The organism is Variovorax sp. 160MFSha2.1 (assembly GCF_048305075.1).
GTDB lineage: Bacteria > Pseudomonadota > Gammaproteobacteria > Burkholderiales > Burkholderiaceae_C > Variovorax > Variovorax guangxiensis.
In genome coordinates, this window is sequence record NZ_CP157624.1 from 4,584,514 (window position 1) to 4,597,425 (window position 12,912).

A 12,912-nucleotide genomic window follows, 5' to 3' on the forward strand; every position below is an offset into this window, starting at 1 on the left:
CGCGATCGCCAGGAAATCGTCGGAAATTTGACAGTTCCGGCGCCGAGCGGTGCCTACCATCCGGCACCACATGAACACCGACACCAAAGACAACCGCTCAGTCCGGCGCGCCCTGCTGACCGGCGGCGCGCTGCTGGCCGGCGCTGCAGCCACGGGCGCCGGCTACGTTCTCACCCACTCCGACCAGCCCATCGCCATGGACGACTTCTCCGACCTGCCCCGCGCCATGCGCACCCTCGAACGCTTGCGCACCGCACCGCTGCGCACCCGCTCGGGCTGGGACCTGGCGCAGGTGCTGCACCACAGCGCACAGAGCGTCGAATACTCGCTCGACGGCTTCCCCCAGCTCAAGCCCGCGTGGTTCCGCGGCTCACTGGGCAGCATGGCATTCGCGGTGTTCTCGGCGCGCGGCCGAATGAGCCACGGGCTCGAAGAGCCCATTCCCGGCGCACCGGCGATCGCGTCAGGCCAGCCGCTCGATGCCGCGGTGGAGCACCTGATGAGCGCGCTGGGCCGCTTCGAACGCCACGGCAACGCGCTCGCGCCGCACTTCGCCTACGGCGTGCTGAGCAAGTCGGAGTACACCCGGGCGCATCTCATGCACCTGGCGAATCACTGGGAGCTGGTGGACGCCGGCTGACGCGCGCTTCGAGGGCTTCGCGCCCGATGCAGGTTCACGTTCCGGCGACGACCTCTTCGTTGCGGATCTCGCCGTTGCCGGTGACGTCCTGCTCGTCGGCCTCGTCGAGGCGGCGGGCGGGGGGTGGCGGCTGGCTCGACAGGGCACGGTCATGCATGCACCGGCAGGTATTCTTCGGCCATCGAAGAACCGAAGGAGACGGCGGACATGTACACGGAACAAGGCGGCGAAGGCGCGGACCTGCTTCTCTTGCTGCACGGAATGGGCGCGACGGGCGCCGTGTGGTCGCCCCTGTGCGCCGATGCCGGCACCCGCTGGAAAGGCCGCTGGCTCGCACTCGACCTGCCCGGCCATGGCGGCTCCGGCACGCAGGACTCCTACGCCATCGGCCAGCACGCGGCGAGCGTCGCGCGCGCCGTGCTGCCGCATCTGCAGCCAGAAGGGCGCCTCGTGGTGCTCGGGCATTCGCTGGGCGGCGTGATCGGCCTCGCGCTCGCCACGGGCTGGTTCGGCCTCCTGCCGCATCGCGTCTTCGCGGCCGGCATCAAGATCGCTTGGAGCGACGAGGAAGTGCGCCGCATGGACTCGCTGGCGCTGCAGCCCGCGAAGCTGTTCGCCACCGAAGAGGAAGCGCGCGAGCGTTACCTGAAGGTGTCGGGCCTCGCCGCGGTTGCCGGTGCGCCGGCATCGGTGTCAGCGCGAGGCATCGCGCACGGCGACGGCGGCTGGCGCCTTGCGATGGACCCGCGCGCCAACGCGGTGGGCAAGCCGCCGCTATCGGAGCTGATGACGCTCGCGCGCTGCCCCGTTCATCTCGCGCGCGGAGGCAACGATGCGATGGTGACGCTGGAGCAGACCCGCTCGCTCGACGCCGAAGCGCGCGACCTCGGGCCGCATGGGCACAACGTGATGGTCGAGGCGCCCGCGCAGGTCTGGGACTGGATGGCTTCCTTCAGCTGACGCGCAGCTCTTCGATCCTGCGGATCGGTACGGCCACTTCGGCCACTTCGGCGGCACGCGCCCTCAGCTGGCCGCACCCGCCGTCGATGTCCTGCCCCGCCGACTGCCGCAGCTTCGTCAGGATGCCGCGCTCGTGCAGCGTGCGGGCAATCTGCTTGCAGCGTTCCCAGGACGGTCGGTTGAAGTCGACGCCATCCACCGCGTTGAACGGAATCATGTTCAGCACGCCCCACTTGCCCGTGAGCAGCCGGACGATGCCGTCGATCTCGTCCTGCCCATCGTTGACGCCTTCCAGCAGTGTCCACTGGTACTGGATGGGGTAGCCGGTGGCCCGCGCGTAGCGTTCGCCCGCGGCGACCAGTTCTTCCGGCGTCATGTTGGGCGCGCGCGGAAGCAGCTTCCTGCGCAGCCCGGCCTTGGTGGTGTGCAGAGAGAGCGCCAGCGCGGGCCTGACGCGCTCCCCGGCCAGTCTCTCGAACACGCGCGGATCGCCCACGGTGGAGAACACGAGGTTCTTGTGGCCGACATTGCCCACGGTGCCGAGCAGCTCGATGGCCTCCAGCACGTTGTCCATGTTGTGCGCGGGCTCGCCCATGCCCATGAACACCACCTTGCGCACCGGCCTGCGCATGCGCGCGAGCGCGACCTGGGCAATGATCTCGGCGCTTCCCACCTGCCGCAGCAGGCCGTCGCGGCCCGTCATGCAGAACTGGCAGCCGACGGCGCAGCCAACCTGCGACGACACGCAGAGGCCGTCGCGCGGCAGCAGCACGCTTTCGACGGTCTGGCCGTCGGCGAGCGCGACCAGCAGCCGCTCGGAACCATCGGCGCCCGGATGCGCCGCGACCACGCGCGCCAGCCCCGCAAGCTCGGCTTCGATGGCTGGCAAGGCCTCCATCAACGGCGCGGGAAAGAAGCTCGCGGGCAGGCGCCTGCCGCTGTTCCTGGGCAGGGCGTGGGACCACAGCCGCAGGATGCGCTGCTCATGGCTGGGACCGGCTCCGGCTTTTCGCAGCCGCTCTTTCAGTTCGTGGATTCGCATGCGCCCTCTGGGGCTGGAAGCTTCCCGTGCCTGCCGGCTGCCTTTTTCGGAGCAGCGCCGAACGCACGGGAGGATGGTCGACAAGCCCCGGATTGTGCACGGCCCCAGCCGCCTCAGCCCTGCGACTGCAGCCCCATGGCCCGGCGGCGGCTGCTGGCGATCATGGCCGACCCCGCAAGGCACAGTACCGCGAGCAGGGCCAGCGCGGCGCTGGTGCCGCGGGTGAAGATGGCCACGTCGACGCCGGAAAGTCCCGCGCCTGCGTTGCCTAGAACGCTGCGCTGCGAGCCTGGCGAAAGCCGCGCCAGCGCCACGCTGAGCGCCAGCGCGGTGCCCACCATGATTCCGGTGTTCTGCAGTGTCGAGCGCACGCCGTTGGCGATGCCCCTGCGCTGCGGCGTCACTGTCTGCAGGATCGACGCGTTGTTCGGCGTCACGAAGCTGCCGATGCCGAGGCCCAGCCCCCAGAAGCACAGCGACAGCGGCACCGCGCCGATCTCCGGCCGCAGCAGCGTGGCCAGCATCGCCAGCGCGCCTGCCGCGAGCAGCATGCCGCCCACGCACACCGCCTCGGGACTGAAGCGCCGGATCAGCATGCCCGCCACGGGTGCGGCCATCAGCATGCCGAATGCGACCGGGGCCACCCGCAGGCCCGCCTGCGAGGGCTCCAGCCCCGCGCAGGCCTGCAGATACAGCGCCACCAGCACCAGCGGCGCGGCCTGCGCCATCGACAGCAGCAGGATGCCCGCGTAGGCGGTGCGGCGCACCGGGTCACCGAACAGCGAGGGATCGACCAGCGGGCTCGATGCGCGCACCTGGACCCTGTAGAAGAGCGCGATGGCGCCAAGCCCCGCGAACATGAACGCCCACACCGGCGTGCTCGTCCAGCCGCGCGTGCCCGCCATCGAGAGCGCGTAGGTCACGCATCCGATGCCAACGAAGGAAAGCGCCGCGCCCGCAAGGTCGAAGCGCTCCGACCGCACGGCTGCGCCCGCCGGCAGCACCTTCCACGACAGGGCCAGCACGCACAGCCCCAGCGGCACGTTGAGCATGAAGAGCACGCGCCAGCCCCACCACGACACGACGAAGCCGCCGGCCAGCGGGCCCACGACCTGCGCCAGCGCCGCGACCATGGCGAGCACGCCGAGCGCCAGCCCCATCCTGCGGCGGCCGAAGGCGTCTCCAACCAGCGCGCTGGCATTGGCCATGACGCCGGCCGCGCCCACCGCCTGGCAGATGCGTGCCGCCAGCATCAGCCCGGCGTCGGGCGCGAAGGCGCATGCCGCGCAGGCGGCCACGAAGAGGCACAGCCCCGCGAGGAAGAGCCTGCGCCGCCCCCACAGGTCTGCCAGCCGCCCGAAGCTGAGGATGCAGACGGTGCTGACCAGCATGTACGACAGCAGGATCCAGCTCGCCTGCGTGGGCGAAGCATGCAGGCTGCGCGCCACTGCCGGCAGCGCGACGTTGAGCGCGCTGAGGTTGAGAAAGCACAGCAACGCCCCGGCGCTGGCGGCTGCGAGCACCGCCCAGCCAGCCCTGTCGTCCGCCCCCTCGCTGCCCTCACTGCCGGTAGTCACTTGCGTTCAGTCTTCGCTCTTGAAGCCCGAGGCCTCGACGATGGGGCGCCAGTACGCGCGGTCCGAGGCCATGATCCGCTTCACTTCCGCGCCGGGCAGCCCCGTGGGCTCGAGGCCCATGCGGTCGACCTGCCCGCGCACCTGCGGGCTGCGCATCGCGGAGAGAAAGGCCGACTCCAGCTTCGCGACCACGTCCTTCGGCGTGCCGGCAGGCACGAACGCAGCGTAGGCGGCATTGGCGCGGTCGAAGGCGTCGTAGCCCGACTCCTTGATCGTCGGAACATCGGGCAGCCAGCTCAGCCGTTTCGTGCCCGCCACGCCCAGGATGCGCAGCTTGCCCGCGCGATGCAGTTCGAGCTGGCTGGCCAGCGCGTCGGCACCCAGCGGCACGTGGTCGCCGACGATGTCGGTGGCCAGCGGCGCGCCGCCCCGGTAGGTGACGGGCGTGAGCGGCACGCCGATGGCCTTCGACAGCTGCAGCAGGCTGAAATGCAGGCCGCCGCCGAGGTTGGTGAGGCCGACGCTGCCGCCGGAAGGGTTCTTGCGCACCCATGCGACGTATTCCGCGAGCGTTTTGAACGGCTGGTTCGCGCCCGCGGAGATCACGCTGGGCACGTTCGCCAGGTGCGCGAGGGGAACGAAGTCCTTGTCGACGTCGTAGTTCAGCCGCGCGTAGGTCATCGGAAAGAGCACGAAGGGCGGCGTGGCCCCGAGCAGGATGGTTCGGCCGTCGGGCTTCGCAGCCTTCACCGCCTCGATGGAGATGCGGGTGGAAGCGCCGGGGCGGTTCTCCACCAGCACGGGCTCCTTCAGCGTGGTGCGCAGGTCCTCGGCCAGCGAACGCGCGAGGCTGTCGAGCGCGCCGCCCGGCGGAAAGCCGATGATCAGCCGGATGGGCGTGGCGCTGTCGGCATGCGCGGCCGCGCCGGCCAGGGCGATCGAGGCGCCCAGCAGAAGTGTCTTGAGGAACGAGGCCATGGTGGGAGTACCTGCGGAGTTGGGAACGGGTGGAGGGCCGGCTCAGAAGGCCAGCACGGGCAATGCGTTCGCCGGCCTGTGCGCGGCCTCGAAGCCGGCCGCGGCCTGCAGCAGCTGCTGGTCTTCGCGGAAGCGGCCGACCAGTTGCATGCCGATGGGCAGGCCGTCGCGTCCGGCGCCGCAGGGCAGGCTGATGGCGGGATGGCCCGTGAGGTTGAAAGGCATCGTCCACGGGAACCAGTTCGGCCTCAGGTCGGCATAGGACTGGCCGTCGATCTCGATGCTTCCGAACAGGTCCTGGTCGATAGGCAGCGCCGTGCGCGAAAGGGTCGGCGTGAAGATGAAGTCGTGCGTCTCCAGCTGGGCCTGCACCCGGCGAAAGAGCGCGGTCCTGGCGAACATGGCCTGCTGGAAGGCGACGCCGTCGACGTGCTGCGCCAGCGCGAGCTGCTGCAGCAGCGAGGGGCTGAGCTTCTCGCCGTGCGCCTCGGCCAGCGGAGCGAAGCGGCCACGCCAGCTGGTGTGGTTGATCACGCGCCACACCGGCTCGACGTCATAGCCCTCGTCGGGCATCTCCTCCAGTTGCGCCCCCATCGAGCGCAGCGTGGCGAGCGCGGCCTCGAAGGCGGCGGCGACGTCGGCGGAGATCGGCCGCCCTTCCAGCGTCGCACGGTACAGGACGCGCTTTCCGCGCAGGTCGGAGGCGGGCCGCAGCGCGTCGAAGTAAGGCTGCGCGGGCACGCCCAGCGACCACGGGTCGCAGCCGTGCGCGCCGGTCATGGCCTGCAGCATGAGCGCGGTGTCGGCCACGTCGCGCGTGGTGGGCGTCACGTAGGTGTAGTTGCCGAAGGCGTCCTGCACCTGGCTGTGCGGCACCACGCCCAGGCTCTGCTTCAGGCCCACAACGCCGTTGCAGGCGGCGGGAATGCGGGTGGAGCCGCCGCCGTCGGTGGCGATGGCCAGGGGCGCGACGCCCGCCGCCATGGAGGCGGCCGCACCTCCGCTGGAGCCGCCGCTGGTGCGCGTGGCGTCCCATGCGTTGCGGGTGCTGCCGAAGAGGGGCGCATCGGTCATGCACTTGGCACCGAACTCGGACGAGGTGGTCTTGCCGATCAGGATGCCGCCGGCCTGGCGAATGCGCGCCACGGCCAGCGCGTCCTGCGCGGGAACATGGTCGCGGTGCAGCACCGAGCCGTAGGTGGTCCTGACGTCCGCGGTATCGACGATGTCCTTCGCCGTGAAGGGCAGGCCGTGCAGCAGGCCCTGCGCCGCGCCCTTCATCAGGGCCGCCTCCGCCTTCCTGGCCTCTTCCATGGCCTGCTCGTGGCATAGGGTGACGAAGCAGTTCAGCAGCGGCTGCACCGCATCTGCGCGGCGCAGCACCTCGGCGACGATCTCCACCGGCGAGAGCTTGCGTTGCGCGACGAGGGAGCGCAGTGTCACGGCGGACATTTCGCAGATCTCGGACTTCGGAAGACGGGGATACTTTTGCATGCGCAAATGATTGATGCGCCCCCGAAGCCAGTCCAATACTGTTTTCTCGAAAAGGCATATGACCAGCGTATGGCAGCACCAGACTTCAGAACGCTCCGCTACTTCGTGGCCGTTGCCGAGGAACGCAGCGTGGGCAAGGCCGCACGGCGGCTCAACATGGCACAGCCACCGCTGTCGGTGCACATCAGGAACCTGGAAGCCTCGGTGGGAACGCCCCTGTTCCAGCGCACGGCGCGCGGCATGGAGATCACCGATGCCGGCAATGCGCTCTTCAGGCGCGCGAAGGAAGCCCTGCTGCTGGCCAACGAGGGCTTCGACGCCGCGCGGGCCATAGGCTCGGGCAGCAGGGGCCGGCTCACTGTCGGAACCATGGTGGTGCTCTCTTACCTGGTGCTGCCCCGCCTGGAGAACGCGCTGCGCGCGAAGCTGCCCGACGTGGAGATCCAGTACGTGGAGCTCAACGCGGTGAACAACATCTCGGCCATCGCCGATTCCGACGTGTCGGTGGCGATCTGCATTCCGCCCATCGCGCAGGCCGGCATCTCGGTCGAGCGCATCGGCACCCAGCCGCTGATGCTGGCGGTGCGCGCGGATTCGCCGCTGGCGCGCATGGCCAGCGTTCCGCTGCAGCGGCTCGAGGGCGTGCCGCTCATCGGGCTGCCGGTGCCCGAGGGCGATCTCGACAAGTCGGTGGTGGCCTCGATGCTGCGGCGGCACGGCGTCGGCATGCCCGTCGCGCAGCGGGTCGAGACCATGGTGTCGGCGCTGGCGCTGGTGCTCGCGGGCAAGGGCGTGGCCATCCTGCCCGCATGCGCGCGGATCGGCCGGCCGCCGGGCGTGGTGTTCAGGCCGCTGCGCAACGTCGACGCGAAGATGGAGATCGCCGCCTGCTGGCGCAGCGACTGGGACAGCCCGCTGATCCAGCCCTTCCTGGCGTGCGCGCGGGCCTCCGTGCGACAGGCGGCCTAGCTAGGGCCTGTTCACACTATTTCCGGGGTCGCGAAGGGCAGCCAGGGCGGGCCAATCAAGGCGCGTGACGACGCGTGTGCATGCGCACACGCTAGGAACGCAACGCCGAGTGGCCCGCCCTGGCTGCCCTTCCCGCAGGGTTGGTGCTCCAAGGGGCCGTCTGCGGCGTTGCCCGCGCTTGCAAGGCTTCAGCCTTGCTGCGCACGGGCGCCTTGCAGCCAGCCCCTTGGAGCACCAACGCGACCCCGGAAATAGTGTGAACAGGCCCTAGAACAGGCTGCCCTGCCCCGCCGCGCCCGGCGGGCGGAACGCGGAAATTTCGAGCGGAATGCGTTCGCGGTTGTAGCCCAGGCGGTTCGTCGCCTTCTGGAAACGCTGGTGGATCAGGTCGGCCCACAGGCCCGAGCCCTTCATTCGCGTGGCGAAGTCGGCGTCGTAGTCCTTGCCGCCGCGCATTTCGTGGATGCGCGCCATGATGCGGTCGGCGCGCTGGGGGTAGTGCAGCGCCAGCCACTCCTTGAAGAGCGGAGCCACTTCCCACGGCAACCGCACCACCGTGTAGAAGGCGCTGCGCGCGCCGGCCTCCCATGCGGCTTCGAGCACCTGTTCCATGTCTTCGGTCACGAAGGGGATCTGCGGCGCCACGCTCACGCCCACCGGCACGCCGGCCTCGGTGAGCGTGCGGATGGTGCGCAGCCGCCGGTGCGGCGCCGCGGCGCGGGGCTCCAGCTTGCGGGCGAGGTCGCCGTCGAGCGTGGTCACGGTGATGTACACGGCCGCCAGGTGGTCGGCGGCCATGGGCGCGATCAGGTCGAGATCGCGCTCGATGGCGCTCGACTTGGTGACCAGCGCGAAGGGGTGGCGCGCCTCGCCCAGCAGTTCGATCACCGAGCGCGTCAGCCGCAGCTCGCGCTCGATGGGCTGGTAGCAGTCGGTGGCGGTGCCGATGGCGATGTAGCTGGGCCGGTAGCTGCGGCGCCCGAGTTCGGCGCGCAGCACCTCGGCGATGTTGCGCTTGGCGATCAGCTTGGTCTCGAAGTCGAGGCCGGGCGACAGGTTGAGGTAGCTGTGCGTGGGCCGCGCAAAGCAGTAGATGCAGCCGTGCTCGCAGCCCCGGTAGGGGTTGAGGGAGCGGTCGAAGTAGATGTCGGGCGAGTCGTTCTCGTTGAGGGCCGACTTCACGTCCTCGAAGCGCACCTCGGTGGCCAGGGGCTGCAGCGTCTCGGCCTCGGCCGCGCCTTCTTCCAGCGTGCCCCAGCCGTCGTCGAAGGCGTTGCGCTCGTCCTTGGAAAAGCGGTGTGCGATGTGCGTGGCCGCGCCGCGGCCCTTGATGGCGTGGATGGGAATGAAGGCGGCTGGCATGGTCGGCGACTCCTTGGTAACTCGATTTACTGTTTATTTATACAGTATTCCACCGATTCACCGTCATTGCCGATTTTTTAATTTCTTTCTTGACAGAAATTTCGGGAATCCTAAACTCGGAGCCATGGAACTCACCGACATCCAACGCAAGTTCGTCCTGCACTGGGGCGAAATGGGCTCGCTGTGGGGCGTCAACCGCACCGTCTCGCAGATCCACGCCCTGCTCTTCGCCTACGGCAAGCCCATGAACGCCGAGGAGCTGTGCGACACGCTCGGCGTGGCCCGCTCCAACATCAGCAACAGCCTGAAGGAACTGCAGGCCTGGAACCTGGTCCGCATCACCCACACGCTGGGCGACCGGCGCGACTACTTCGAAACCAGCGTCGACGTGTGGGAGCTGTTCCGCACCGTGGTGCGCGAGCGCAAGGAACGCGAGTTCGACCCCACGGTGCGCGTGCTGCGCGAGCTGGTGTCCAGCCCCGACTTCCAGAAGGAGCCCGCCGACGCGCAGGACCGCATCCGCTCCACGATGGAGCTCATGGAAAAGCTCGCCACCTGGGCCGACGAGATGCTGCGGCTGTCGCCCGGCACGCTCGACAAGGTGATGACGCTGGGTGCCAGCGTGCAGAAGTTCGTTCGCGGCGATTCGTCGCAAGGCGGCAAGGGTGGCAAGGGCGAAGACCCGGACGCGCACCACGCCAGCCTGCCCATGATCTGAGTCTCTTTTTTTGCCCAACAATTTCTGTTTTGACAGAAATATCGAGAACGAAGAACGCCATGAGCCATACCGTGACACCCACCTATCCGCTCACGATCTATTTCGATGCAAGCTGCGCGATCTGCTCTGCCGAAATGGGCGCCCTCAAGGCACGCGACGCTGCCGGCCGGCTTCAGCTGGTCGACTGCTCGCCCATCGGCTTCACCGGCGGCCCGGCACCGCGCGAGGCGCTGATGGCGGCCATCCACGTCTCCAGCGCCGACGGCAAGGTGCACGTCGGCGTGCCGGCCATCCGCATCTGCCGCGCGGCGGTGGGCCTGTCCAGCGGCGGCCTGCTGCTCGACCTGCCGCTGGTCGCGCCGCTGGCCGATCGCGCCTATGCGCTTCTGGCACGCAACCGCTACCGCATTCCGCGCTGGCTGGCCGCCAGGCTGGCGGGACGCGTCGCCCCTTCATGCGATGACGGCAACTGCCGCATCTGAAGAAGAAACAACCACACGGGGAACCCACCATGCCCACCGTCTTCCAGCCCGACTTCCGCATGCCGCGCGGAACTGTCGAGCACACCGGCGCCCCCATCACCGCCGAGGACACGCAGGACTACTTCACCGAGGTCGCGACCGACTACAGCGCCTGGAGCCCCAGCTACAACATGCACTTCGGCTTCTGGCGCGTGGGGCTGAACCCGCTGCGGCGCGAGGGCATGCTGGTCGAGATGAACCGCGTGGTCGGCCGTGCGCTGCGCCTCGACGATGCACCCCGCCGCTGCGTGATCGACATGGGCTGCGGCGCCGGCGCCACCGCGCGCACGCTGGTTGGCGACCACGCATCGCTCTATGCCATCACCGTGACCAACGTAGCCGTGCAGAACCGCATCGCCGCGAAGCTCGACGCCGCCGCGGGCGTGGCGGACCGCATGGCGCACATCGATGCCGACTACACCCGCACCGGCCTGCCCGCCGCGCAGGCCGATGGCGCGTGGGCTGTAGAAAGCGCCTGCTATGCCGGCGGCACCGACAAGGCCGACTTCATCCGCGAGGCCGCGCGGCTGCTCAAGCCCGGTGCGCGCCTCGCGGTGGTCGACGGCTTCCTGCTGCGCCGCAACCCTGGCCGGCTCGCAAGCTGGCTGCACCGCCTGTGGGCCGACAGCTGGGCCGTGCCCACGCTGGCCGTGCGCGAAGACTTCGTCGCCGCGCTGCACGCGCACGGCTTCGAAGACGTCGAAGTGAAGTCGTTGCGCTGGCGCGTCGCGCCCAGCGCGCTGCACATCCCGGTGCTGGCCACCCGCTTCACGCTGGCCGAGCTCTGGAAGGCGCGCGGCAGGCTCAGCCCGTGGCGGCGCAAGCACATCGTGGCCAGCTACTGCGCCCTGGCGCTGGGCATGTTCTGGCGCGACTTCGACTACTGCATGGTCACCGCCACGCGCCGCGCCGACTGAGCGCGACACGAATACAGACAGAAAGAGGAGAAGAGGCTTTTCATGCAAAACGATCCCGAAGAAAGCAGGCTCGCCGAGCTGGCACCCGTCGAACCGCAAAATGAAGAAGCACAGCCCAAACCCGTTCGCGGCATGCCCTTCGGCTGGTTCTGGCCGATGGCCATCGGCGCCGCGGTCGCGCTGGTGCTGCGCCTGTTCTTCAGCAGCGCCCCCGGCAAGCCCTACTCGGCCATGCTGGCTTCCTTCGTCTACTTCGTTCCCGCGGTGTGCGGCGCGGTCACGGTGTACATGGCCGAGCGCATCGAGCGGCGCAGCTGGGGCTACTACATTTGGGCGCCGTGGGTGGCGACCTCGCTCTTCGTCGGCGGCACGCTGCTGGTGTTCATCGAGGGGCTGATCTGCGCCATCGTCATCGTGCCGCTGTTCGCCACCATGGGCAGCGTGGGCGGGCTGGCGATGGGCATCGTGTGCCGCGTCACCAACTGGCCGAAGCAGGCCGTCTACAGCTTCGCGATGCTGCCGCTGGTGCTCGGAGCCATCGAGCCCCAGCTGCCCAACCCCGACCAGTTCTCAAGCACCTCGCGCACGCTCTTCATCGCCGCGCCAGCCGAACGCGTGTGGCACGAGCTCAACGCCGCGAGCGACATCCGCCCCGCCGAGGTCGGCGACGCATGGGCCTACCGCATCGGCGTGCCGATGCCGGTGTCGGGCGTGACCGTCGACACGCCCGAGGGCCGCGTACGCCAGGTGCAGTGGCAGAAGAACGTGCACTTCGAGGAGGTCATCACCGAATGGGAGCCCAACCGCCTGCTGAAGTGGCGCTTCCGCTTCTCGCCCGACTCCTTCCCGGCCGGCGCGCTCGACGACCACGTGATGATCGGCGGCCAGTACTTCGACCTGCGCGACGCCACCTACACGCTGACGCCGCGCGACGGCGGCACCGAGCTGCGCGTGGCGGTGTCCTGGCGGCTGAGCACCAGCTTCAACTGGTATGCCGACCGTGTCATGCACCTGCTGCTGAACGATGCCTCGGAGAACATCCTGCGCTTCTACAAGGCGCGCAGCGAAGCCACGGCAACCGCAGTCGCTGCAAGATGACAACGATGCAACCCGTCTTCCAGCAGGCGCTCGGCCCGGCCTGGGACCGGCTGGGCGAGGTCATCCGCCGCCACTACACGATGAGGCCGTTCTCCGACGACTACGTCTGCGTGCGCGGCACCATGGACGAGGTCTGGCACGCGCCCTGGGCCGCGCTGCTGATGCCCTTCGGGCGGCTGTTCGGCGCGCTGGTGCCGCACCAGGGCAAGGAGGTACCCATCGAGGTGCACTACCGCTGCCGCCCCGACAACGCCACACTCTATTGGGACCGCGTTTTCCACTTCCCCGGCAGGCCGCCCTTCCACTTCCACTCGCACATGGAGCACGACGCGGCCCATGGCAGCGAGGTGACCGAGTACGTGCGCTTCGGCATCGGCATGCGCCTCGCGGTGAGCGCGGAAGAAGGCGCGGTGGTGTTCCGCGACCTGGGCTACGTCTGGCGCATCGCGGGGCTGCGCATTCCGCTGCCGCTCGGCCTGTTCATGGGCACGGCCTATGTGGAGGAACGGCCCGACCCGGCCGACGCCGAGCGCTTCACCATGAAGATGCTGCTGCGCCACCGCTGGTTCGGCGACGTGTTCCGCTACAGCGGGCGCTTCCACCTCGGCCCGCGAACAGGATCACAATGAGCGCACC

At 69.2% G+C, this 12,912-nt stretch carries 14 protein-coding genes; 8 read left to right on the forward strand and 6 right to left on the reverse strand.

Annotation, left to right across the window (positions count from 1 at the left end; genetic code table 11):
• Positions 1 to 70 precede the first annotated feature (70 nt).
• Complete coding sequence (locus ABL838_RS20905; protein ID WP_418121686.1) at positions 71 to 640, forward strand: DUF1569 domain-containing protein; 570 nt, start codon at positions 71 to 73, stop codon at positions 638 to 640.
• A gap of 34 nt (positions 641 to 674) precedes the next feature.
• Here ABL838_RS20905 and ABL838_RS20910 read toward each other — a convergent pair whose 3' ends face one another.
• Positions 675 to 797 carry a hypothetical protein gene (locus tag ABL838_RS20910; protein ID WP_418121687.1) on the reverse strand — a complete coding sequence of 41 codons (123 nt, stop codon included), beginning with the start codon at positions 795 to 797 and terminating at the stop codon, positions 675 to 677.
• Between the two features lie 50 nt (positions 798 to 847).
• On the opposite strand from ABL838_RS20910, the gene ABL838_RS20915 reads away from it, so the two are divergent.
• Positions 848 to 1,600, forward strand: coding sequence for an alpha/beta fold hydrolase (locus tag ABL838_RS20915; protein WP_418121689.1), 753 nt, complete (start codon positions 848 to 850; stop codon positions 1,598 to 1,600).
• Here ABL838_RS20915 and ABL838_RS20920 read toward each other — a convergent pair.
• The 4 genes from ABL838_RS20920 to ABL838_RS20935 form a co-directional block, all read right to left on the reverse strand.
• Positions 1,593 to 2,642 (reverse strand): RNA methyltransferase, encoded by a 1,050-nt coding sequence (locus tag ABL838_RS20920; RefSeq protein ID WP_184641428.1) that lies wholly within the window; start codon positions 2,640 to 2,642, stop codon positions 1,593 to 1,595. The genes ABL838_RS20915 and ABL838_RS20920 overlap by 8 nt on opposite strands.
• 113 nt (positions 2,643 to 2,755) lie before the next feature.
• Positions 2,756 to 4,219 (reverse strand): MFS transporter, encoded by a 1,464-nt coding sequence (locus ABL838_RS20925; RefSeq protein WP_418121691.1) that lies wholly within the window; start codon positions 4,217 to 4,219, stop codon positions 2,756 to 2,758.
• Between the two features lie 6 nt (positions 4,220 to 4,225).
• Positions 4,226 to 5,197 carry a tripartite tricarboxylate transporter substrate-binding protein gene (locus tag ABL838_RS20930; protein ID WP_126024843.1) on the reverse strand — a complete coding sequence of 324 codons (972 nt, stop codon included), beginning with the start codon at positions 5,195 to 5,197 and terminating at the stop codon, positions 4,226 to 4,228.
• A gap of 42 nt (positions 5,198 to 5,239) precedes the next feature.
• Entirely contained in the window at positions 5,240 to 6,649 is a 1,410-nt protein-coding gene (locus ABL838_RS20935) for an amidase (RefSeq protein ID WP_418121692.1), read from the reverse strand.
• Between the two features lie 111 nt (positions 6,650 to 6,760).
• Between ABL838_RS20935 and ABL838_RS20940 the strand changes: the two genes are divergently transcribed.
• Positions 6,761 to 7,660: a LysR family transcriptional regulator gene (locus tag ABL838_RS20940; RefSeq protein WP_418121693.1), complete on the forward strand. Its 900-nt coding sequence runs from the start codon at positions 6,761 to 6,763 to the stop codon at positions 7,658 to 7,660.
• Between the two features lie 267 nt (positions 7,661 to 7,927).
• Here ABL838_RS20940 and ABL838_RS20945 read toward each other — a convergent pair whose 3' ends face one another.
• Positions 7,928 to 9,022 carry a PA0069 family radical SAM protein gene (locus ABL838_RS20945; RefSeq protein WP_418121694.1) on the reverse strand — a complete coding sequence of 365 codons (1,095 nt, stop codon included), beginning with the start codon at positions 9,020 to 9,022 and terminating at the stop codon, positions 7,928 to 7,930.
• Between the two features lie 124 nt (positions 9,023 to 9,146).
• Between ABL838_RS20945 and ABL838_RS20950 the strand changes: the two genes are divergently transcribed.
• The 5 genes from ABL838_RS20950 to ABL838_RS20970 are packed head-to-tail and all read left to right on the forward strand — an operon-like array spanning position 9,147 to position 12,905.
• Positions 9,147 to 9,740 (forward strand): GbsR/MarR family transcriptional regulator, encoded by a 594-nt coding sequence (locus tag ABL838_RS20950; protein WP_126024839.1) that lies wholly within the window; start codon positions 9,147 to 9,149, stop codon positions 9,738 to 9,740.
• 59 nt (positions 9,741 to 9,799) lie between these two features.
• A complete protein-coding gene (locus ABL838_RS20955) occupies positions 9,800 to 10,222 on the forward strand; it encodes a thiol-disulfide oxidoreductase DCC family protein (RefSeq protein WP_126024838.1) in 423 nt (140 codons plus the stop codon).
• Positions 10,223 to 10,251: 29 nt separating this feature from the next.
• Entirely contained in the window at positions 10,252 to 11,178 is a 927-nt protein-coding gene (locus ABL838_RS20960; protein WP_418121696.1) for an SAM-dependent methyltransferase, read from the forward strand.
• 42 nt (positions 11,179 to 11,220) lie between these two features.
• Positions 11,221 to 12,276 carry an SRPBCC family protein gene (locus tag ABL838_RS20965; protein ID WP_418121697.1) on the forward strand — a complete coding sequence of 352 codons (1,056 nt, stop codon included), beginning with the start codon at positions 11,221 to 11,223 and terminating at the stop codon, positions 12,274 to 12,276.
• Between the two features lie 5 nt (positions 12,277 to 12,281).
• Complete coding sequence (locus tag ABL838_RS20970; RefSeq protein ID WP_418121699.1) at positions 12,282 to 12,905, forward strand: DUF4166 domain-containing protein; 624 nt, start codon at positions 12,282 to 12,284, stop codon at positions 12,903 to 12,905.
• Positions 12,906 to 12,912 lie beyond the last annotated feature (7 nt).

Coding starts and splice junctions, on each gene's coding strand:
- ABL838_RS20905 (WP_418121686.1), top strand. CDS start 71: ATGAACACCGACACCAAAGACAACCGCTCAGTCCGGCGCGCCCTGCTG.
- ABL838_RS20910 (WP_418121687.1), bottom strand. CDS start 797: ATGCATGACCGTGCCCTGTCGAGCCAGCCGCCACCCCCCGCCCGCCGC.
- ABL838_RS20915 (WP_418121689.1), top strand. CDS start 848: ATGTACACGGAACAAGGCGGCGAAGGCGCGGACCTGCTTCTCTTGCTG.
- ABL838_RS20920 (WP_184641428.1), bottom strand. CDS start 2,642: ATGCGAATCCACGAACTGAAAGAGCGGCTGCGAAAAGCCGGAGCCGGT.
- ABL838_RS20930 (WP_126024843.1), bottom strand. CDS start 5,197: ATGGCCTCGTTCCTCAAGACACTTCTGCTGGGCGCCTCGATCGCCCTG.
- ABL838_RS20935 (WP_418121692.1), bottom strand. CDS start 6,649: ATGTCCGCCGTGACACTGCGCTCCCTCGTCGCGCAACGCAAGCTCTCG.
- ABL838_RS20940 (WP_418121693.1), top strand. CDS start 6,761: ATGGCAGCACCAGACTTCAGAACGCTCCGCTACTTCGTGGCCGTTGCC.
- ABL838_RS20945 (WP_418121694.1), bottom strand. CDS start 9,022: ATGCCAGCCGCCTTCATTCCCATCCACGCCATCAAGGGCCGCGGCGCG.
- ABL838_RS20950 (WP_126024839.1), top strand. CDS start 9,147: ATGGAACTCACCGACATCCAACGCAAGTTCGTCCTGCACTGGGGCGAA.
- ABL838_RS20955 (WP_126024838.1), top strand. CDS start 9,800: ATGAGCCATACCGTGACACCCACCTATCCGCTCACGATCTATTTCGAT.
- ABL838_RS20960 (WP_418121696.1), top strand. CDS start 10,252: ATGCCCACCGTCTTCCAGCCCGACTTCCGCATGCCGCGCGGAACTGTC.
- ABL838_RS20965 (WP_418121697.1), top strand. CDS start 11,221: ATGCAAAACGATCCCGAAGAAAGCAGGCTCGCCGAGCTGGCACCCGTC.
- ABL838_RS20970 (WP_418121699.1), top strand. CDS start 12,282: ATGCAACCCGTCTTCCAGCAGGCGCTCGGCCCGGCCTGGGACCGGCTG.